20 protein-coding genes are annotated in these 19231 nt (G+C 59.5%); 9 read left to right on the top strand and 11 right to left on the bottom strand.

Going from position 1 to position 19231, the window contains the following annotated elements; genetic code table 11:
- Positions 1 to 65: 65 nt before the first annotated feature.
- Together ATY79_RS20965 and ATY79_RS20960 are read right to left on the bottom strand one after the other, a co-directional pair.
- On the bottom strand, positions 66 to 2360 hold the full coding sequence (locus ATY79_RS20965) for an EAL domain-containing protein (RefSeq protein ID WP_088694243.1): 2295 nt from the start codon (positions 2358 to 2360) through the stop codon (positions 66 to 68).
- 425 nt (positions 2361 to 2785) lie between these two features.
- Positions 2786 to 3343, bottom strand: a complete 558-nt coding sequence (locus tag ATY79_RS20960) for an alpha/beta hydrolase (RefSeq protein ID WP_088694463.1) — start codon at positions 3341 to 3343, stop codon at positions 2786 to 2788.
- A 153-nt stretch (positions 3344 to 3496) separates the two neighbouring features.
- Between ATY79_RS20960 and ATY79_RS20955 the strand changes: the two genes are divergently transcribed.
- Positions 3497 to 4300 carry a DUF2189 domain-containing protein gene (locus ATY79_RS20955; protein ID WP_088694242.1) on the top strand — a complete coding sequence of 268 codons (804 nt, stop codon included), beginning with the start codon at positions 3497 to 3499 and terminating at the stop codon, positions 4298 to 4300.
- A gap of 70 nt (positions 4301 to 4370) precedes the next feature.
- Positions 4371 to 4868 carry a low affinity iron permease family protein gene (locus ATY79_RS20950; protein ID WP_088694241.1) on the top strand — a complete coding sequence of 166 codons (498 nt, stop codon included), beginning with the start codon at positions 4371 to 4373 and terminating at the stop codon, positions 4866 to 4868.
- Here ATY79_RS20950 and purB read toward each other — a convergent pair.
- The 4 genes from purB to ATY79_RS20930 all read right to left on the bottom strand — a co-directional run bounded on the left by purB (position 4865) and on the right by ATY79_RS20930 (position 8545).
- Positions 4865 to 6172, bottom strand: coding sequence for an adenylosuccinate lyase (gene purB, locus ATY79_RS20945; protein WP_088704788.1), 1308 nt, complete (start codon positions 6170 to 6172; stop codon positions 4865 to 4867). The two genes, ATY79_RS20950 and purB, sit on opposite strands and share 4 nt — an antisense overlap.
- 63 nt (positions 6173 to 6235) lie before the next feature.
- Entirely contained in the window at positions 6236 to 6727 is a 492-nt protein-coding gene (locus ATY79_RS20940) for a hypothetical protein (protein WP_088704787.1), read from the bottom strand.
- Between the two features lie 16 nt (positions 6728 to 6743).
- Positions 6744 to 7424, bottom strand: coding sequence for a ribulose-phosphate 3-epimerase (rpe, locus tag ATY79_RS20935; protein WP_088704786.1), 681 nt, complete (start codon positions 7422 to 7424; stop codon positions 6744 to 6746).
- Between the two features lie 38 nt (positions 7425 to 7462).
- Positions 7463 to 8545: a branched-chain amino acid ABC transporter substrate-binding protein gene (locus ATY79_RS20930; RefSeq protein ID WP_088704785.1), complete on the bottom strand. Its 1083-nt coding sequence runs from the start codon at positions 8543 to 8545 to the stop codon at positions 7463 to 7465.
- 172 nt (positions 8546 to 8717) lie between these two features.
- Between ATY79_RS20930 and ATY79_RS20925 the strand changes: the two genes are divergently transcribed.
- The 7 genes from ATY79_RS20925 to ATY79_RS20895 are packed head-to-tail and all read left to right on the top strand — an operon-like array spanning position 8718 to position 14413.
- Entirely contained in the window at positions 8718 to 9212 is a 495-nt protein-coding gene (locus tag ATY79_RS20925; protein ID WP_088694462.1) for a flavin reductase, read from the top strand.
- A gap of 23 nt (positions 9213 to 9235) precedes the next feature.
- A complete protein-coding gene (locus ATY79_RS20920; RefSeq protein ID WP_088704784.1) occupies positions 9236 to 10165 on the top strand; it encodes a MoxR family ATPase in 930 nt (309 codons plus the stop codon).
- Positions 10166 to 10168: 3 nt separating this feature from the next.
- The gene (locus ATY79_RS20915; protein ID WP_088694235.1) at positions 10169 to 11431 is read left to right on the top strand and encodes a VWA domain-containing protein; all 1263 of its coding nucleotides are present in this window, start codon (positions 10169 to 10171) and stop codon (positions 11429 to 11431) included.
- Complete coding sequence (locus ATY79_RS20910; RefSeq protein WP_088694234.1) at positions 11428 to 11757, top strand: XdhC family protein; 330 nt, start codon at positions 11428 to 11430, stop codon at positions 11755 to 11757. The genes ATY79_RS20915 and ATY79_RS20910 overlap by 4 nt, the downstream gene beginning before the upstream one ends.
- Positions 11757 to 12461 (top strand): XdhC family protein, encoded by a 705-nt coding sequence (locus tag ATY79_RS20905; RefSeq protein ID WP_088694233.1) that lies wholly within the window; start codon positions 11757 to 11759, stop codon positions 12459 to 12461. Before ATY79_RS20910 ends, ATY79_RS20905 begins: the two co-directional genes overlap by 1 nt.
- The gene (locus ATY79_RS20900; RefSeq protein ID WP_088694232.1) at positions 12458 to 14092 is read left to right on the top strand and encodes a molybdopterin-binding/glycosyltransferase family 2 protein; all 1635 of its coding nucleotides are present in this window, start codon (positions 12458 to 12460) and stop codon (positions 14090 to 14092) included. Before ATY79_RS20905 ends, ATY79_RS20900 begins: the two co-directional genes overlap by 4 nt.
- Before the next feature lie 3 nt (positions 14093 to 14095).
- A complete protein-coding gene (locus ATY79_RS20895) occupies positions 14096 to 14413 on the top strand; it encodes a TfoX/Sxy family protein (protein WP_088704783.1) in 318 nt (105 codons plus the stop codon).
- Between the two features lie 3 nt (positions 14414 to 14416).
- Here ATY79_RS20895 and ATY79_RS20890 read toward each other — a convergent pair whose 3' ends face one another.
- The 5 genes from ATY79_RS20890 to ATY79_RS20870 form a co-directional block, all read right to left on the bottom strand.
- Entirely contained in the window at positions 14417 to 14839 is a 423-nt protein-coding gene (locus ATY79_RS20890) for an NUDIX domain-containing protein (protein WP_088704782.1), read from the bottom strand.
- 6 nt (positions 14840 to 14845) lie between these two features.
- Complete coding sequence (locus tag ATY79_RS20885) at positions 14846 to 16333, bottom strand: DEAD/DEAH box helicase (protein WP_088694229.1); 1488 nt, start codon at positions 16331 to 16333, stop codon at positions 14846 to 14848.
- A 157-nt stretch (positions 16334 to 16490) separates the two neighbouring features.
- On the bottom strand, positions 16491 to 17756 hold the full coding sequence (locus tag ATY79_RS20880; protein WP_088704781.1) for a M23 family metallopeptidase: 1266 nt from the start codon (positions 17754 to 17756) through the stop codon (positions 16491 to 16493).
- 97 nt (positions 17757 to 17853) lie between these two features.
- Positions 17854 to 18681 carry a ferritin-like domain-containing protein gene (locus ATY79_RS20875; RefSeq protein WP_088694227.1) on the bottom strand — a complete coding sequence of 276 codons (828 nt, stop codon included), beginning with the start codon at positions 18679 to 18681 and terminating at the stop codon, positions 17854 to 17856.
- Positions 18678 to 19151 (bottom strand): peroxiredoxin, encoded by a 474-nt coding sequence (locus tag ATY79_RS20870; RefSeq protein WP_088694226.1) that lies wholly within the window; start codon positions 19149 to 19151, stop codon positions 18678 to 18680. The genes ATY79_RS20875 and ATY79_RS20870 overlap by 4 nt, the downstream gene beginning before the upstream one ends.
- Between the last annotated feature and the right edge of the window lie 80 nt (positions 19152 to 19231).

Genomic DNA, 19231 nt, shown 5'->3' with positions numbered 1-19231 from the left:
AGTTTACAGGTTTTTTGCGATCAACGGAATGTGATGCGTCCCTGTCGAGCCAATCATGCAGGCCTTTATCTTTGGCCGGAACCGCTGACCGACTTACGAAGGTCCTGTTGCAAGCCACGGGCAGGGCCCTCTACGCCCCGCCAGGACGCGGCCCGGACGAAAGGCGCTATCTGCAGGGCGGGCAGCGGACGGGCTAGCGCATAACCCTGAAGCATATCGCAACCGAGATCGTAGAGAATGCGGACGTGGTCCATCGTCTCAACCCCTTCTGCTGTGACGAGGATATTCAGCGAACGGCCGATATCGATGATCGAGCGGACCAGTTTCCGCTGTTCCGCCGAATGTGGCAGCATGCGGATCAGTTCGCGGTCGATCTTCAAGGTTTTCGGGCTCAGCTTCAAAAGGCTGACAATGGACGCGTGGCCCGTACCGAAGTCATCGATCTCTATATCGATGCCGAGGCGGCGCAGGTGCCGGAGATTGGCGATCACGGCATCATCGCAATCGTCCAGCGAGATCGATTCAAGCAGTTCGAATGAAATCGTACGTGGCTCGATCTTCAAGCCGCGAAGCTTTTTCACCAGGTTCGGATCTCCCAGGCGACGCGACGACACGTTGACCGCGATCTTCGGGATGCGGAGCCCCTCATCCTCCCATCGCTTTCGGTCGGCCAGTGCTTGCTCGAGAATCAGACCGTCGATCGTCGAGACAACATCGAGATCCTCGGCAATCGCCAGGAAGCGATCGGGCGCAAGCAAACCGTGTTCCCGGTGCTGCCAGCGAGCCAGAGTCTCGACGCCTGCAACCTCGAGCGTTCGTGCATGGAACTGCAACTGGTAGAACGGAACAAACTCTCCCCGTTCCAGACCCAGCAGGATTTCGTCCGCCAGCCGCTTGCTGGCGATAATGCGGCGTCGCTCGTCGGTCGAGAAGAATTCGTGGCGATTGCGTCCGCCGCTTTTTGCGCGGTAGAGCGCTATATCTGCGTTGAGCAGAAGTTGCTTGGCATCTAGTGCCGGGCCACTATCCGTCGCAATGCCGATGCTTGCGCCGAAACGGCAATCGTGACCCTCGTAGCGGATAGGCTTGCAGAGCTCGCGGATGATGCGCTCGGCCAGATTGGAGATCTTTTTCGGGGTGACGTCGAGCGTACAAAGGACGACGAACTCGTCGCCACCAATACGAGCGACGAAATCGGTCGAACGGACATTCCTCTTCAAGACCTGCGCAGCATGCTTCAACATCGCGTCGCCGGCACGGTGGCCAAGCGTATCGTTGATCTGCTTGAACCGATCGAGATCGATATGGAGGATCGCGAGCGTCAGGCCGGTCTGGCGACATGCCGCGGAACGCTCGTCCAGCATACGATCCAGGTAACGGCGATTGGGCAAGCCGGTGAGATAGTCATGGAGCGCCAGATGCTCGATGCTTTCCTTGGCACCTTCGAGTTCCTTGTTTCGGGCTTCCGCGAGATCCTTGGCGCGCTGCAGCTCACTATTGAGCCGCACTTCGGCGGTGACATCCCAATTCGCACCAATCAGCTTGCGGCGCCCGTCGCTATCATGGAAGAAGGCCGCCTTTGCGCGAATGACGCGCTCCATACCGTCCTGCCTGATGATGCGGAATTCGTGCTGAAAATCGGCATTGTTGACGATGCTGTCATTGATGGTCGCCAGTACACGGTTCCTGTCGTCCGGATGCAACGAAGCTTCCCAGGCGCTTCCGGTGCTGGCCGGTGATGTGTCAGTAATGCCGTATATTGCCAGGAGTCGGTCGTCCCAATCGACCGTGCCCAGCTCGATGTCAGCCTCGAAGACGCCGATATTAGAAATATCAAGGGCGAGATCGAGGCGTCGCGACACGTGTGCAAGCCGCTCCTGAGCCTCCTTGCGCTCGGTGATGTCGGTATCGGTGCCGACTAGCCGGGCAGGCGCGCCGTCTTCCTCCCATTCGACGCAAGCGCCGCGGCACTCGATCCAGATCCAATGTCCGCCCCTGTGGCGCTCGCGATACTCGAAAATCTGATAGTCCGGGTCGCCGGCGTTCTGCCGAGCGACGGCCTTTATGACGAAGTCCCGATCATCGGGGTGGATGAGTTCGATCCACGTGTCGTAATCGCCGTCGGCATCCTCGTCGGGCCCCATGCCACGCATCATCTTCCAAGTATCGGAATAGTAGCGCTTGCCGAGACGAAGATTGTGGTCCCAGACACCGATTCCCGATCCGACAAGAGCGTAGTTCCAGCGACTCTCGCGCTCCAAGAGTTCGGCACCATTCGGTGGTGTCGTGTCGCCGTGAAACGCTGCGGCTTCGACTTTGGTCTTCGATTTGACCCGTGTATCGGGAATCGTGTGCTTCAATCTGTATACTCGCTCTTTTAGCGTGTATATATTTTGCATTCATTGAATTAAACAGCCATTAATGTCATAAAAATAATAAGCATTTAAAAACAAATAGATATGCGCTGTCGATCTATGCTGGCCGCTCTATATGCGTGTAACTTTTCCGTAACGCGCCTACACTTGGCCGGCGGCAGCCGACGTCGGACTGATTGGGGAGGGACTAACATGTCTCCAGAATGGCCAATGTTTATACTGCAATGCATTGTTCTTGTGGGCTTGGCGGGCGTCCTCTTCATTCGCGGTGAGGGTGACTGAACTGACTGTTGGAGCGGCACAAACTGTCAGCGGGTTCGCGGAAGTGCTCGCGTGAAGCCTTGAAATAGCCGGATCGCCGCAGCCTTGAAATTATGCGGCTATAAGTAAGGCGAGGGTCAAACGCGCCTCTAAGACGGCTTCAAGCGGCTTAGGAACTGCGCAAACACCATTGTTCCTTCCGGCCACGGGCCATGGCCGGACTCGCTGTTGATATGCCCGGACTCACCGGCGTCGATGAAGAGCGATCCCCAACTGGCAGCGATGTCGTCGGCTTGCTCATAGCTGCCGAAAGGATCGTTGCGGCTCGCGATCGTGATCGTCGGGAAAGGCAATGGATCTCGCGGATATGGGCCGAATGTCATCAGGTGCTTCGGCCGTATTGCCGGATTGGCAACATCGGGCGGCGCAACGAAGAATGCCCCCGCCACCTTGTTGCGGAAATGGGGAATGGCGTGGATGGCCGAGGGAATGCCAAGTGAATGCGCGACCAACACGACAGGTCGAGTTGCTGCGTTCACCTCCTCGGCGATGCGCCTCACCCAATCGTCGCGGACTGGCTTCGACCATTCGGCCTGCTCGACGCGACGCGCGGTGCTGAGCTTGGCTTCCCAGCGGCTTTGCCAGTGGTCGGGACCGGAATTGGTATAACCGGGGATGATGAGGATTTCGGCATCTGAAGCTTTCATGATGCCGCGGATGTGAGAAAGCTTGGCGGTGATGTCAAGGGAGGGTGGGACAAGGCCGGCGAAATTTGTTATGTTTTCGGCAGTGCCGGTTGCGTATCGGCGATGTCGCCGATCCCTTCGCTGCCGGCTATCTTGGCTGAGGAGGAGAAAGCCATGACGGCATTCCATGTTATGTCGGGTGCAAGCGATGTCTATACACGCCCGGTCGTCAACAAGATCAGCGTTGCGGATGTCATAGACGCGCTTCGGCGCGGGCTCGACGATTTTCGGGAAAAGCCATCCCACTATGTATTTTTGTGCATGATGTATCCGATCGCCGGCATTTTTCTTGCGCTCGCAACATCAAGTGCCAACCTTCTGCCGATGATTTTCCCGCTGATATCAGGCTTCGCGCTGATCGGCCCCATTGCCGCGATCGGGCTCTACGAAATCAGCAGCAGGCGTGAAGCCGGCATGGACACCTCGTGGAGGCATGCGCTTGAGGTGACGAGATCACCGGCCTTCCCATCGATCATTGCCGGCGGATTGCTGCTGTTTGGCTTCTTCATCGTCTGGCTCGTCGCAGCGCAGACGCTCTACTCCAATGTTTTCGGCGAGGTTTTCCCGCGCTCGATCTCCTTATTCTTCTCGGAGATCTTCGGCACGCCTGAGGGCTTGCAGCTGATCATATGGGGACATCTGCTCGGTCTCGGCTTCGCCGTTATCGTTCTGGCCACGACCGTCGTCACCTTCCCATTGCTGCTAGATCGGGACGTCGGTCTCGTCTGTGCCATGGAAACTTCGGTCAGGGCGACTGTCGCCAACCCGGTCCCCGTCTTCTTCTGGGGTTTGGTCATCGCCGTTTCCCTCATCGTCGGTACGATCCCGTTGTTTGTCGGGCTCGCCCTGGTGATGCCGGTGCTCGGCCACGCCAGCTGGCACCTCTACAGGAAGCTCGTCGCCCCGCCGGTCGTTTGACCGTCACAGAACTGGAACAGGACCACCTCCCTTGGAGTTTCGCTGAGGCGAATACCGAGGGAGGTTACGTATGGCTACGCCGCAACATCTGTTTACCCGCTTCGCCAGCAGGACGTCTGAATGGGCAGGGAGGCCGGTGACGTTTGTGCTTGCCGTCGTGCTTGTCGCTGTCTGGGCAGGGACAGGCCCACTCTTCGACTTCTCGGAGACTTGGCAGCTGGTTATCAACACAGGAACGACGATCATCACGTTCCTGATGGTGTTCGTGTTGCAGAACGCACAGACGAGGGACGCTCGCGCTGTTCAAGCAAAGCTCAATGAAATTATTCTGACGAGCCACGCTGAAAACAGGTTCATTGGAATCGAGCACCTCGATGACGAAGATCTTGAGCACTTGGATCGCCTTGTCGCCAAGGCCGCGAAGGGGGTGCGCGAAGAGCGAACGAAAGGCGTGCCGGAAGCCGCCAATGCAGGGGATGAGGTCAACGAAAAGAGGGCATCTGCAAAGCCCCGGAAGCCGAAACGGAAAACGGCGCCTCGAAGGCGCCGTCCCGGTAATCCAACTTAGGCAGCGCCGAAGACGCGCCGGAAGATCGTGTCAACGTGTTTGGTATGATATCCGAGGTCGAACTTTTCACGAATTTCTTCTTCAGACAGCGCGGCACGGACCTCTGCATCGGCCAGTAGTTCCTCGAGGAAGTCCTTGCCCTGTTCCCAAACCTTCATCGCGTGGCGCTGGACGAGCCGGTAGGCGTCCTCACGCGAAACACCAGCCTGCGTCAGCGCCAGAAGTACGCGCTGCGAATGCACGAGACCACGGAACTTGTCGAGATTCTTGATCATGTTGTCGGGATAGACCACGAGCTTCTCGATGACACCGGCCAAACGGTTGAGGGCGAAATCAAGCGTGATTGTCGTGTCCGGCCCGATGGCGCGCTCGACGCTGGAATGGCTGATGTCGCGCTCATGCCAGAGGGCGACGTTCTCCATGGCCGGAACGACCGACATGCGAACCAGGCGTGCCAGGCCAGTGAGATTCTCGGTCAGAACCGGATTGCGCTTATGCGGCATGGCCGAAGACCCCTTCTGGCCCGGCGAGAAGTATTCCTCGGCTTCCAGCACTTCCGTGCGCTGCATGTGGCGGATCTCGATCGCAACGTTTTCGATGGAGGAGGCTATGACGCCGAGCGTGGCAAAGAACATCGCATGGCGGTCGCGCGGAATGACCTGCGTCGAAACGGGCTCGGGTATCAGGCCGAGCTTGGCGCAGACGTGTTCCTCCACACGTGGATCGATATTGGCAAAGGTCCCGACGGCACCCGAAACCGCACCGGTTGCGATTTCAGCACGCGCGGCCAGGAGGCGCGCGCGGTTGCGGCTCATCTCAGCGTAGAAGCGCGCCAGCGTCAGTCCCATCGTCGTCGGCTCGGCGTGGATGCCATGGCTGCGACCGATGCGGACGGTGTCCTTGTGTTCGAAGGCGCGCGCCTTGAGTGCTGCAAGCAGGCGATCCATATCGGCGAGCAGAATGTCTGCTGCCCGGACAAGCTGGATGTTCAGCGTGGTGTCGAGAACATCCGACGAAGTCATACCCTGGTGGACAAAGCGGGCATCCGGTCCGACGATTTCCGAAAGGTGCGTCAGGAAGGCGATGACATCGTGCTTGGTAACGGCTTCGATTTCATCAATGCGCGCAACGTCGAACGTGGCGGCGCCACCTCGTTCCCAGATCGTCTTTGCAGCGGATTTCGGGATAACGCCCAGTTCGGCGAGCGCATCGCAGGCGTGAGCCTCGATCTCGAACCAGATGCGGAACTTGGTTTCGGGCGACCAGATGGCGACCATCTCTGGCCGGGAATAGCGCGGGATCATGGCTTCCTGCTTTCGTTCATAAAAGGAATGCTGGCGCCCCTGTAGCAAAGACAGGCGGCAATCTCAACGCATGCGTTTGGCAAGCGCAATACTGGTGCCGAAAAGGCAAAGGAGACCGACCGGAAGAAAAAGGCGAATTCCCAGCACGGCAAACTGATAGACCGCGCTGGCTCCGGTGAAGACGAATTGGAAAACCCATGTCAGGGATCCAAAAGACGCGTGCCACGCGGAGTAGAAGACCCGGTAGTCCATGGCAAAGAGAAAGGCCGTCATCAGGATGGTGCCGGCGGCAAGTGTCAGGAAAAACGCTGCAAACCGCGTTTCCAGCGACCGTCGATGCGCAAGGAAGCGAGCCAAAGGCAGCATGAACGGCCATGCCAGCAGGCCGCCTGCGAAATAGAGTATCGCGAGGTCGCGTACATGCGTCGTCTCCATCCCATTTCGGAGATAAAGCGCGGCCATCGCAGACGCCAGCATTTGCATGCCCCAGAGAATGGCGCCTGCGAAGAGATCGGAAAAGGGCGGGCGAGCCGCCTTGAGCCGCTCTGAGATCAAGGACGGCTCACTTTCGTCACGGCTTGGTCTTGCCTTCGGCGGCACTGCGCAGCGCACTGATCGCTGCCTTGTAGGTCTCGACCGAACCGCCCTTGAAGATCGCCGAACCGGCGACCAGAACGTTGCCTCCAGCCTTGCCGATAATCGGCGCGGTTTCGACCGTCACGCCGCCATCAACCTCAAGATCGATTGGCCTATCACCGATCAGTGACCGGGCGGCGGCAATCTTGTCCGCCATTGCGGGGATGAATTTCTGCCCGCCGAAGCCAGGGTTGACGGACATGATGAGGATCAGGTCGACGTCGTCGAGCACGTTCTCGATTGCCGAAAGCGGCGTGGCTGGATTGATCGTTACGCCAACCTTCTTGCCCAGGCCGCGCACCGTCTGAAGCGAGCGGTGGAGATGTGGCCCGGCTTCAGCATGAACGGTGATGCGATCGCAACCCGCCTTGGCGAAGGCCTCCAGGTAAGGGTCAACAGGGGCAATCATAAGATGGCAATCGAAAATCGCATTCGTGTAGGAACGCAACGACCTGATCGCATCTGGACCGAAGGAAATGTTGGGTACGAAATGACCGTCCATAACGTCGAGGTGGATCCAATCGGCTCCGGCTGCCGTCACGTCGCGGACTTCCTGGCCAAGTTTAGCAAAATCGGCAGCAAGGACGGACGGCGCGATGCGAATGGGCGTAGTCATTGAAGTCTCTCCGTAAAACTCGTGCCGTGTGACAGGTCCTATTCGATCGGCGCACTCGGCGGGACGAACGAACCGGCGTGCCACTGCAGCATGCGGTAGGGGTTATCGGCCAATTCGTGGCCGGCATTGAAGGCAACTTTTCCGATGACCGTCTCGAAGGACGTGCCGCCAATGTGCTGCGCGATGGGGCGGTCGTCCGCGCTGGCGTCCTGAGCGGCTTTCGCCGCAATCTCCACTGCTGTATAGGCAGGCAGCACATAGCCCTCGGGCTCGACGCCGCTCGCGCGAAACGCATCGACGACCGGCTTGGCTTCCGGTCGCGCGGCATAGTCGGGCAGAACTACGGCGAGAACGCCATCCGCGAGCGCAAGGGGCTGGTCGGCGGCGCGCATGGCGTCGCCACCAAGAATATCGAGGTGGATCTTTTCCGCCAGGGCATCACGCGCAATGACAGCAACGTCGCCGCGATCTCCGCCGACAAACACCTTTGTTGCCCCAGCTTTCTTCAGTCGCCTCACCAGCGCAACCTGTTGCTCCTGGCCAGGTCGATAGGTGTCGGTGAAGACGGGCTTAAGGCCTTTTTCCTCGAGGGCGTTGCGGATCGCTTCCGTAAGTTCCCGACCATGGATGGTGCCATCCTCGATCAGGGCGAGCGGCGAGGCCGCCCATTCGCGTAAGATCACCTCGGTGATCTTCTCCGCTTCGGCGCCATCGGCTGGCGCCAGCCGGTAGAGCGGCCAGCCATTTTTTAGAGCGTCTTCCATGAGGATGCGCGAGCGTACGGAGACGGTGATCGCCGGAATATCTGCTTCCTTCAGCTTCGGCAACGCCCCCTCGAGCGTCTCGCTGCAGAGAAAACCGATGGCGACCTGGACCTTGGCATTGATCAGCGCATCGGCGATGGCCGCACCGCTGTTTTCCTCGCAGGTCTCTCCGACCGTGACGATCGTGTTGCCGTCCTGCCGGATCTTGGCAGTGGCACCGGCGATAATCTGCGCTCCGATCGGCGCGAGGTTGCCACTCTGTGGCGCTACGACACCAATCGTAAGACCGGCGGCATGGCATTCTGCGGCCGCAAGGAGCAGCATCGGCAGAAGTGCTAGGCCACGCAAAGTATTCATAAAAGCCGCAGGTCCCTGTCGTTTGTCCTGCTCTTTTATCCGTCCGGCATCCATCGTCAAAGAAAAACGCACAATCGGGAAGCTTTTCGCCTGGCTTTTTGTAGAAAAGGTAACCGATCACCTTCATATTACAGGAAACAGCAAGCTGGCGAACGCCGGATGGAGAATGCATTTGTTGAATAAGCAACCGATCGATCCGCGCCTCTATCGGGATGCGATGAGCCGCTTTGGAGGCCACGTGCAGCTCGTGACGACCGCAATCGGCGAGGAGCGCCGGGGGGTTACCATCACCGCCGCTTGCTCGGTAACGGACAGCCCTGCGACCGTTCTGGTGTGCCTGAACAACAGCAATCCGAAGAACGACATCTTCTTCCGGAGCGGTATCTTCGCATTGAATACGCTTGCGGCGCACCATCAAGCGCTTGCCGATGCGTTTTCCGGCCGTACTCAGATCACAAATGACGAGCGTTTCGCGACCGGCGTCTTTGACAAGCTGGTGACCGGCGCGCCCATTCTTCACGACGCCCTTGCCTCCTTCGATTGCCGCGTCAGCGAAATCAAGGAAATGTCGACGCACCATATCATTTTTGGGGAGGTCGTGGCGGTCCGGTACAACGAGGCGAAGCCGGCGCTTGTCTATATGAACCGGGACTATCACACGCTATAACTTCCTGAAAAAAGGGAGGAAACATGCGGGATCAAGCGCATCCACCGCTGCCATCGTCGATCGACGAGACGATCGCGATGCTGGGCGATCAGGACTATTTGGCGGGGCGGGCGCTTGGAACGGTGCTTTTCCTGGCCGTAAAGATGAAGCGGCCTCTCTTTCTTGAAGGGGAGGCGGGCGTCGGGAAGACGGAGATTGCCAAAGTTCTGTCGAAGGCTTTGGGGCGACCGCTGATCCGCCTGCAATGCTACGAAGGGCTAGATATCTCATCGGCTGTCTACGAATGGAACTATCCAGCACAGATGCTGGAAATCCGGTTGGCCGAAGCGTCCGGCCTGACGGACCGGGACAGAATAGAATCCGACATCTTCTCCGAGAGATACCTGATCCGCCGGCCCGTGCTGCAGGCTTTATCCAGTGCCGATGGTCGGGCACCTGTGTTCCTTATCGATGAGCTCGATCGTACCGATGAGGCGTTCGAGGCCTTTCTGTTGGAGGTTCTTTCCGACTTTCAGGTGACGATCCCCGAGCTTGGCACCATCCGCGCCGCCGAACCGCCGATCGTGATCATCACCACGAACCGGACGCGCGAGGTCCACGACGCTCTAAAGAGGCGTTGCCTCTACCATTGGGTCGATTATCCCGATGCGCAGCAGGAGCTGGAGATCATTCGCCGAAAGGTGCCGGGTTGCAATGCCGCGTTGTCCGCGCAGATCGTTGCCTATGTGCAGAAGCTTCGGACATTGGATCTTTTCAAAAACCCCGGCGTTGCCGAGACGATTGACTGGGCGACGGCGCTAACGGAACTCGACCGCCTGGCGCTCGATCCGGAAACGATCTCCGATACGATCGGAACGCTGCTCAAATACCAGGACGATATCGCGCGCATTCAAGGCAGCGACGGCGCGAAAGTCTTGGACGACATAAAGAACGAACTGCAGGCGGCAGGATAACGGATGGATCCGACAAGCGGACAGGATGGGATCGTCGTTCCGCCCCCTCCGGTCGGCGACGGTCGATTTGCCGACAACATCGTCTTCTTTGCCAGAGCATTGCGGAAGGCCGGCATGAAGATCGGGCCGGCGGCGATCGTTGATGCCATCGAAGCGGTAGAGGCAATCGGCATGGGGTCGCGCGAGGAATTTCACGCAGCACTCTCGTCCGTCTTCGTTAAGCGGCGCGAAGACAAACCGGTCTTCGACGAGGCGTTTCGCCTTTTCTGGCGCTCACGCGATCTTGTCGAGAAGATGATTGCGATGATGTCACCACGGGCGCCAGACACTCGCGCGAAGGAGAAAGCAAAGCCCGGCGAAACCCGCGCCGCCGACGCCTTGCTCGGCGAACGTCGAGACAACAAGCCGCCACGCGACGAGCCCGACATCGAGATCGACGCGCGCTTCACCATGTCGGGCAACGAGGTTTTCCGGCGGATGGACTTTGCGCAAATGTCAGCGACGGAGATTGCCGCCGCCAAGAAAGCGCTCACGAAGCTGCAACTGCCACTGGATAAGGTGCCCACTCGGCGCTTTCGGCCATCGCATGTCCACACGCGTGTCGATCCGCGTGCGACCATGCGGGCGGCACTGCGCAGCGGGGCAGGGCTCATTCTTCCGCGATATCGTGAGATCCGCGAGGTCCAGCCGCCCTTGGTGGTTCTTGCCGACATCTCCGGCTCCATGAGCCAGTACACGCGCATCTTTCTCCACTTTCTCCATGTGCTGACGGAGAAGCGCCGGCGGGTTCATACCTTCCTATTCGGGACACGCCTCACGAATGTCACCCGCCAGATGCGACACAAGGATCCCGATCAAGCGATGGATGAATGCGCGGCGGCCGTAAAGGATTGGTCCGGAGGAACTCGGATCGGGGAAACACTAAAGGAGTTCAATCGGCTGTGGGCTCGGCGGGTACTCGGGCAAGGCCCGATCGTGCTGCTTATCACCGATGGGCTGGAGCGCGAGGGAACGGATCTGCTCGCGGCCGAGATGGACAGGCTGCATCGCTCCTGCCGGCGTCTCATCTGGCTCAATCCACTGCTGCGCTTCGATGGCTTCGAGCCGCGGGCGCGTGGCGTGCGGGCGATGCTTCCGCATGTTGACGAATTCCGACCGGTTCACAATCTATCATCCTTGAGCGATCTCGCGGAGGCACTCGGCGCGACCAGATCGACCACGTACGATCCGCGCCGGTATCTTGAAACCTTGAAAGGCATCGCATGACAGGGACATCCTTTGACCTTGATCCACTGATGATGGCGGAAGCCTGGCGAAAGGGCGGGCGGGACGTTGCTATTGCCACGGTGATCGAAACGTGGGGATCGGCGCCACGTCCGGCGGGGAGCCATCTGGTGATCGACCGGGATGGGAATTTTGAGGGATCTGTATCGGGCGGTTGCGTCGAGGGTTCCGTTATTGCCGAGGCTTTGGACGTGATCGCCGACGGCAAAGCAAAGATGCTCGAATTTGGCGTGGCCGATGAAACCGCATGGCGGGTCGGCCTTTCCTGTGGTGGCCGCATTCGCGTTTATGTTGAAAGGCTCGATTGATGGACGCCGCAAATCTTGCGCGGCTCAATGACGCTCGCCGGGCTCGCCGGGCTGCCATACTGCTGACCGATCTCGAGAGCGGTAGCGACAGCGTCGTCATCGAGGGAGATTCCGTAGAGCCTTCGCTACAGGATGCCGTCGAGGCTGCCTTGCGCTCCGGCAAATCGACGGCAATCGACATCGAGGGACATCGCTATTTTCTGAACGTGCATTTGCCGCCGGCCCATATCGTGATCATCGGCGCCGTTCACATCAGTCAGGTCCTCGCGCAGATGGCATCTCTCGCCGGCTTCGATGTGCGGATCATCGATCCGCGAACGGCTTTCGCCACGCCAGAACGGTTCCTCGGCATCGACCTGACTGCGGATTGGCCGGTTGATGTCCTCAAGGATCGTCCGCTGGACGCCTATACCGCGCTCGTCGCAGTGACGCATGACCCGAAGATCGACGATTTCCCGATTGCCGAGGCATTGCGGATCGGCTGTTTCTACGTCGGTGCCCTCGGGAGCCGCAAGACGCATGCGGCGCGACTGGAACGGCTGCGCGCCGATCGCGTGGACGAGGCGGCACTTGGCAGGATCAGCGCGCCGATCGGGCTGCATATCGGCGCGGCGAGCCCCGCCGAAATCGCGGTCGCCATTCTCGCCGAGATCGTCCAGACGCTGCGGACACGGGCCATATCGCCGATTGGTGACAAGAAATGAAATTCGGTTCGTTTTCCCTCGATGTCGCCGACGGCGTGATTCTCGCGCATGCGGTCAAACTTGCAGGCGGCAGCTTGCCAAAAGGTCACAGGATCGACGCCAGTGATATCGTGAGGCTGCGCGGCGAAGGCATAGAGCATGTGATCGCGGCGCGCATGGAGTCGGGCGACATCGGCGAGGACGAGGCGGCGAAACGACTTGCGCAGGCCGTCGCGCCCGACCACCTGCGCTTCTCGGAGGCCTCCACCGGGCGGGTGAACGTGTATTCGACCGTTGACGGTCTGTTTGTCGCAAGTCGCGGCACCGTTGACCGGCTGAACAGGATCGACCCCGCCATAACGCTTGCCTGCTTGAACGACCATGTGCCCGTTCGGAAGGGCGATATGGTTGCAACATTCAAGATCATTCCGCTCGCCGTTTCTGGCGCAAAACTCGACATTGCGTGCGAGGTTCTGCGGGTCACATCCGCGTTCGAGGTGAAGCCCTTTGCCAGCCGATCGGTCTCTCTGATCGCAACTGAGCTGCCATCGCTGAAGCCAGCGGTGATGGATAAGACCGCCCGCGTGCTTTCCCGCCGGCTGATTGCATCAGGCAGTCATCTCGTGAGGGAAACCCGGGTTGCTCATCGGGCGGAGCCGGTTGCAAAGGCACTGCGAGAGGTTGCGAGCGCGCCCGACGAGGCGCCAAAACTGCTCATCCTTTTCGGCGCGTCCGCCGTCATCGACGACGAGGATGTGATCCCCGAGGCGATCCGACAGGCAGGCGGCGAAGTGGTGCAGGTCGGCATGCCTGTGGATCCGGGTAACCTCCTCGTTCTCGGACACATCGGCGACATTCCCGTGATTGGGGCGCCGGGATGCGCGCGCAGCCCGAAAGAGAATGGCTTCGACTGGGTACTCGATCGGGTCCTAGCCGGTGAACAGCCAAGCGCAATCGACATCAGCGGGATGGGCGTGGGAGGTCTTCTGATGGAAATTCAGACGCGGCCAAGCATTCGTGAAGCGGAGGCGCGCTTTGTCCCCGCCGGCAATGTTGCGACCGTCCTTCTCGCCGCAGGCAAGGCCAGCCGGATGGGCGAGGGCGGTCCACACAAGCTGCTCGCAGAGTTTGACGGTGTGCCGCTTATTCGGCGATCGGTGATGACCGCGATCGGCAGTCGGTCGTCGTCGGTCATCGTCGTGACCGGGCATCGCAAGAACGACATCGAAGCAGCACTGTCCGGGCTGAAAGCGACGACAATTCACAATCCGGACTATGCCTCTGGCATGGCCTCGTCGCTCGCCACTGGATTTTCCGTTGAGCAGGCGCAGGAGGCGGATGGAATCCTGGTGATGTTGGCCGATATGCCGGGCGTTTCCAGTGGCGATCTCGATGCACTGATCGCAGCGTTCGGGCAATCGAGCGGCCAGTCGATCATCCGTGCCGTGTCCCGCGGCAAGCGGGGCAATCCCGTAATCATCCCGAAGTCGCTATTCGATGAGGTCGTGAGGCTGGAAGGTGACGTTGGGGCGCGGCATATCATCGAAACCTCAGGCGTGCCTGTGGTAGACATCGACATCGGCGATGCGGCACATCTGGATGTGGACACGCCGGAGGCCGTCGTCGCGGCGGGTGGTATTTTGAAGGGTTGAGGGATGGATGCGGCAGCGATCGAAGAAATGTTTCAGGGGCTTGGGCCCGTCATTATCAAACGGATGTTCGGCGGCAAGGGAATCTACCATATGGGGCGGATCGTTGCGGTCGAGGTGCGCGGTGAGATGTTGCTGAAAGCCGATGAGCAGAGCGCGCCCGAATTTGCCGCGGCGGGGGCGACGCAATGGGCGTATGAAGGCAAGAAGGGAAACCCGGTGAAGATGCCATATTGGTCGATCCCGGACGATGCCTATGATGACCCCGACGTTATGGCGCGGTGGGTACGGCTTGCCTATGAGGCAGCGCTCCGGGCGGAATGAAGCCTAGAGAAGTTCGTCGGCTTTCAGCCTGGCCATCGCGGCCGCCGCGAATGCGGAGAGAGGCTGCGGGAGGTCGGAACGGCTGAACCAACCGAAGTCAGAGAGCTTTTCCGGCTCAGTGAGCTTCGGTTCGCCGTCGAATTCTGACGCAAGATAGAGCAGGGAGACCCAGTGCTGTTCATCCGCCTTGCTAATGACTTCCGCGGGACCGAGGAGATTGACGCGGCCAATCGATAGGCCGGTCTCTTCTTCCGCTTCACGACGCGCCGCCTGCTCGGCCGGCTCCATGTGATCGACCTTGCCGCCCACGATGCTCCAGTGGCCGGCCTCGGGCGCGCGGATACGCTTATAAAGCAGGATCTTGCGGTCACGCAAAATCACCAGGCCAACACCAACGCCCGGAAAATCGATACCCGGCGCGCCCATGGCTCGTTAGATCTTGGCGTTGGCTGTGATCAACATGAAGGCGGGAATTTCATCGCCGAAGCCGACCGGCGTCGGGCCGTCGTCGTGGTCCCGGTAGCGGCGGCGATCGCGATTGTCATCATTTGCCGGATAGGGACGAGCGGCGCGCGTGTTGTGCTGCGGCTTCTGTTGTTCTGCTTTGCGCTCTTGCTTCACGCTCTCGACCTTTGCTGGTGCTGCTGTTTCCATCGTCTCGACGTCATTATCTGCGACGGCGATATCAGATTTATGACCTCCACGGCCCTTGCCGCGGCCGCGGTCCTTGTCTCGACCCTTGCGACGCGAGCGATCGTCGTCACGGCTAGGTTCGGCAGGGGGCAAGGCGGAAAGGTCGCCGTTCAACCACTCGACCTTCTCGCCGATCAGCTTTTCGATTGCGTCGGCGTGCTTCTGGTCGTGGCGGGTGACGATAGTGAATGCAGCGCCGGAACGGCCTGCGCGGCCGGTACGGCCGATGCGATGAACATAATCCTCGGAATGGATTGGAACATCGAAGTTGAAAACGTGGCTGACGTCGGGAATGTCAAGACCGCGAGCGGCGACATCGGAAGCCACGAGAAGCTGGAGGTTGCCGTCCTTGAAGTTCTGCAGCATGGTCATGCGCGAACGCTGATCCATGTCACCGTGCAGAGCGCCGGCGGAAAAGCCATGGCGGTCCAGAGAACGGAAGAGATCGGATACGTCCTTCTTGCGGTTGCAGAAGATGATCGCGTTCTTCAAATCGGTCTGCGCCTTGATAAGGTCACGCAGAACGGCACGCTTCTCGTAGTCCTTGCCATGCGAGGCAACGAAGCGCTGCGTTACGGTCTTCGCCGTCGATGCCGGCTTAGCGACTTCGACACGTTCCGGATTCTGCAGGAAGCGATCGGCGAGCTTCTGGATCTCAGGCGGCATAGTCGCCGAGAAAAAGAGCGTCTGACGGGTAAACGGAATAAGCTTTGCGATCCGTTCGATATCCGGGATGAAACCCATGTCGAGCATGCGGTCGGCTTCGTCGATGACGAAGATTTCGACAGCGCTCATCAGGAGCTTGCCGCGCTCGAAGTGGTCGAGTAGGCGGCCAGGTGTGCAGATCAATACGTCGGCGCCGCGCTCAAGCTTGCGATCCTGATCTTCAAAGGAAACGCCGCCAATCAGCAGTGCGACATTCAACCGGTGATTCTTGCCGTACTTTTCAAAGTTCTCCGCGACCTGCGCAGCCAACTCGCGGGTCGGTTCAAGAATGAGGGTGCGTGGCATACGGGCGCGGGCGCGCCCCTTCTCCAGCAGCGAAAGCATCGGCAGAACGAAGGACGCGGTCTTGCCGGTTCCCGTCTGCGCAATCCCGCAAATGTCGCGACGTTCAAGCGCAAAAGGAATCGCGCCAGCCTGGATTGGAGTTGGCGTCGTGTAGCCCGCGTCTGTCACAGCGGAAAGCACTTTTTGGCTCAAGCCAAGATCAGCAAATGTCGTCAAAGGGAAAACTGTTTCCGTTCCGGTTCGGCCGTACTCTGATTGAGTCGGCGTGATTGCGTGCCGCAATGCAGCGCGACATAAGCCGAAACTGTCCTTAAGTCAAGGAATACAGGCCTTGCAGCCAGTGCAGAGGTAAAGACGTGGTTAGCGCGCGTATTTACTGTATGTAACTCGCAAGCTTCAAGCCCGCATTCATGAAGTAAATGGGGTCGACGGCACGACCATCTTGGCGGACCTCGTAGTGGAGATGCGTACCGGTGGACCGGCCGGTGCTGCCCGCAAGACCAACCACATCATTGCGGTCAACCTTGTCGCCAAGTTTCACCAGAATTTCCGACATATGGCCGTAGCGCGTGGAAATGCCGTTGCCATGATCCACTTCGACCATGTTGCCGTAGCCGCCGGTCCAGCCGGCCGCGATCACCTTGCCGGGTGCTGTCGGGCGAACCTTCTCGCCGGGCGCAAAGCGAAAGTCGATACCAGAGTGCAGCGCCAGGCGCCCGAGGAATGGATCGCGCCTGTTCCCGAACGAGCTGGTGATCTCCTTGCCGACAGCCGGGTTCTGGAACGGCAGCGATTCCGCTGTGCTCCGTACGGTCTCCAGTCGGGTCAAGGCATCGTCGAGCTGCGAGATCGAGGTATCGAAATCATCCGCGCTTTCGGGCTCGATGTAAGGGCCGCCGACTGCGCTGTCCTCCTGCTTCATGAGCTCGACCGGTACAGGAATTCGGAACCGCGTCAGGACCTTCGATATGGCATTGGCCGCGCCACCGGCATCGCTCGTCAGTTGTGCGATGCGGCTGCGTTGCGTCTGCTCGACGTCCTTGAGAGACAGCGTCACCTTGGAGAAAACACGGTCCGCGCGATCGCCAACAGTCTCCTTTGCCGGCACGTCGGCCAACGTAGCGTTATCAGGCGTCGCTTCAGCCGGCCCGTCGGCGCCGGAAAGCGAGGCATGCTTGTCATTTGCTTCGGGTGCATAGGATTGGAGCGGTGTGGTCGCTTTGCCGCCGAGACCGGAATTTTCGGCGCGGTCGAGCAGGGAGCCCAGCTTGCCATGGCGCGAGTTGAGCGCCAGTTGCTGCTCCATGAGTTTGTCGACCTTGTCTTCGACAACTTGCTGATCGAGCAATTGACGCGAGGTGACGCGGTCCACCTGGGCACGCAGAGCGGCGATTCGGTCTTCATAGTCATGCTGCATGCGTGCCTGCCTGGCCATCGTGGCGCCGATCAGATCGTCGCGCAGCACGAGATAGGAAGTCGCCAGGAGATAGCCGATTGCAAAGACTCCGACGAAACAGAAGGCGACTGCCGCCATCCATGGCCGGATCGTCAGGTGGCGAACCCGATCGCCGCTCGCCAGGATCAGTATATGCTCTTGTTTTTTCTGACCGAATACGCGGCTGTGGTGTGCATGCGTCACGGAGACTCTCCCAATTGACGGCCAATGCCTCAATTGCCTTAATTACGCACGATTATGGTTAATATTTAATTAGGTCAGCATGCCTGCCGCTATGAGATCAGGCGTTACTGGTCGATGTCAGCGACCGGTAGAAGGACGGCGTCAGGCCCGCTTCGGCCCGTGCGATGTCGTTGAAGGGAGGCTTCAACGGACCACGAAAATTGGCACGCACCAGTTCGTGGAATGCCCGTGCGGGATCACGCCTTTCGCGCGCACAGAGGAAGCGGAACCATTTGGCGCCGATCGCAACGTGACCTTTCTCGTCGTTGTAAATGACATCGAGCACGGCCGCGCTCTCCAGATCGCCGGTTTCGCGCATCTTGGCCTGTAGCGATGGCGTGACGTCGAGCCCACGCGCCTCGAGGATGAGTGGGACGACGGCAAGGCGGGCCGTCAGGTCATTCCTCGTCGAGTGTGCCGCCTGCCACAAGCCGTCGTGGGCGGGCAGGTCACCATAGTCCGCGTCGAGGTCATTCAGGCGGGCGCGCACCATACGGAAATGCTTCGCTTCCTCGAAGGCAACCTGCATCCATCCATCGAAGAAGGAATTAGGGACAGGTTCGGTGGCGAATCGCGCAACGATATCAAGCGCCAGGTCGACTGCGTTCAGCTCGATGTGCGCGATCGCATGCAGCAGTGCGATGCGTCCCTTGACGGTATGCAGGGAGCGTTTTTCGACCTGCGTCGGTGGTATCAGGTCTGGCTTGTCCGGACGGCCTGGCCTCTCGGGCAGCGGCGCGTCGAGCGGCGAACGCAGTGATAGCGTACGACCGAACCAACGTGTGGCGGTTTCCTGGGCAAGCGTGGTCTTCTCATCGAGATCTGTCGCGCGGATCGCAGCGATCGCTCCACCACGCAAGGATGTGATGTTGGACCGAGGCGTCATCGAGACAAGTTCTGCAGTGCGGCTAGCACGATTTCAGCGTGGCCGGGCACCTTCACCTTCTGCCAGATCGTTCCGATTGTCCCGTCCTCGCGCACGAGAAAAGTCGTGCGCTCCACGCCCATGAAATTGCGGCCATACATGCTCTTCTGCTTCCACACGCCGTAGGCCGCGAGCGTCGTCTTCTCTTCATCTGACGCCAAGACGACCGAAAGGTTGTGCTTCTTGATGAAGCGATCATGGCATTTCACGGAATCAGGAGACATACCGATGACGGCGGCACCAGCCTTCTCGAACTCATCGGCCAGCGCCGTGAAAGCAAGTGATTCCGCCGTGCAGCCCGATGTGTCATCCTTGGGATAGAAGAAAATTACCAATGGTTTGCCGCGGAAATCACCAAGCGAGACGCGGCCTCCACCGTCACGCGGAAGATCGAAGTCGGGCGCCGCGGTGCCGATGCTGATATCCGCCATGGAGAGACCTTTCTTTTGCCGAGTTTATGGATAACAGGTGATTTGCCAGATATATACTGAACGAATAATCGTCCAGCCAG

This window comes from Rhizobium sp. R693 (genome assembly GCF_002211315.1).
Classification (GTDB): domain Bacteria; phylum Pseudomonadota; class Alphaproteobacteria; order Rhizobiales; family Rhizobiaceae; genus Rhizobium.
Note: the sequence above shows the minus strand (reverse complement) of the source record. Positions and strands in the feature narration are given on the sequence as shown.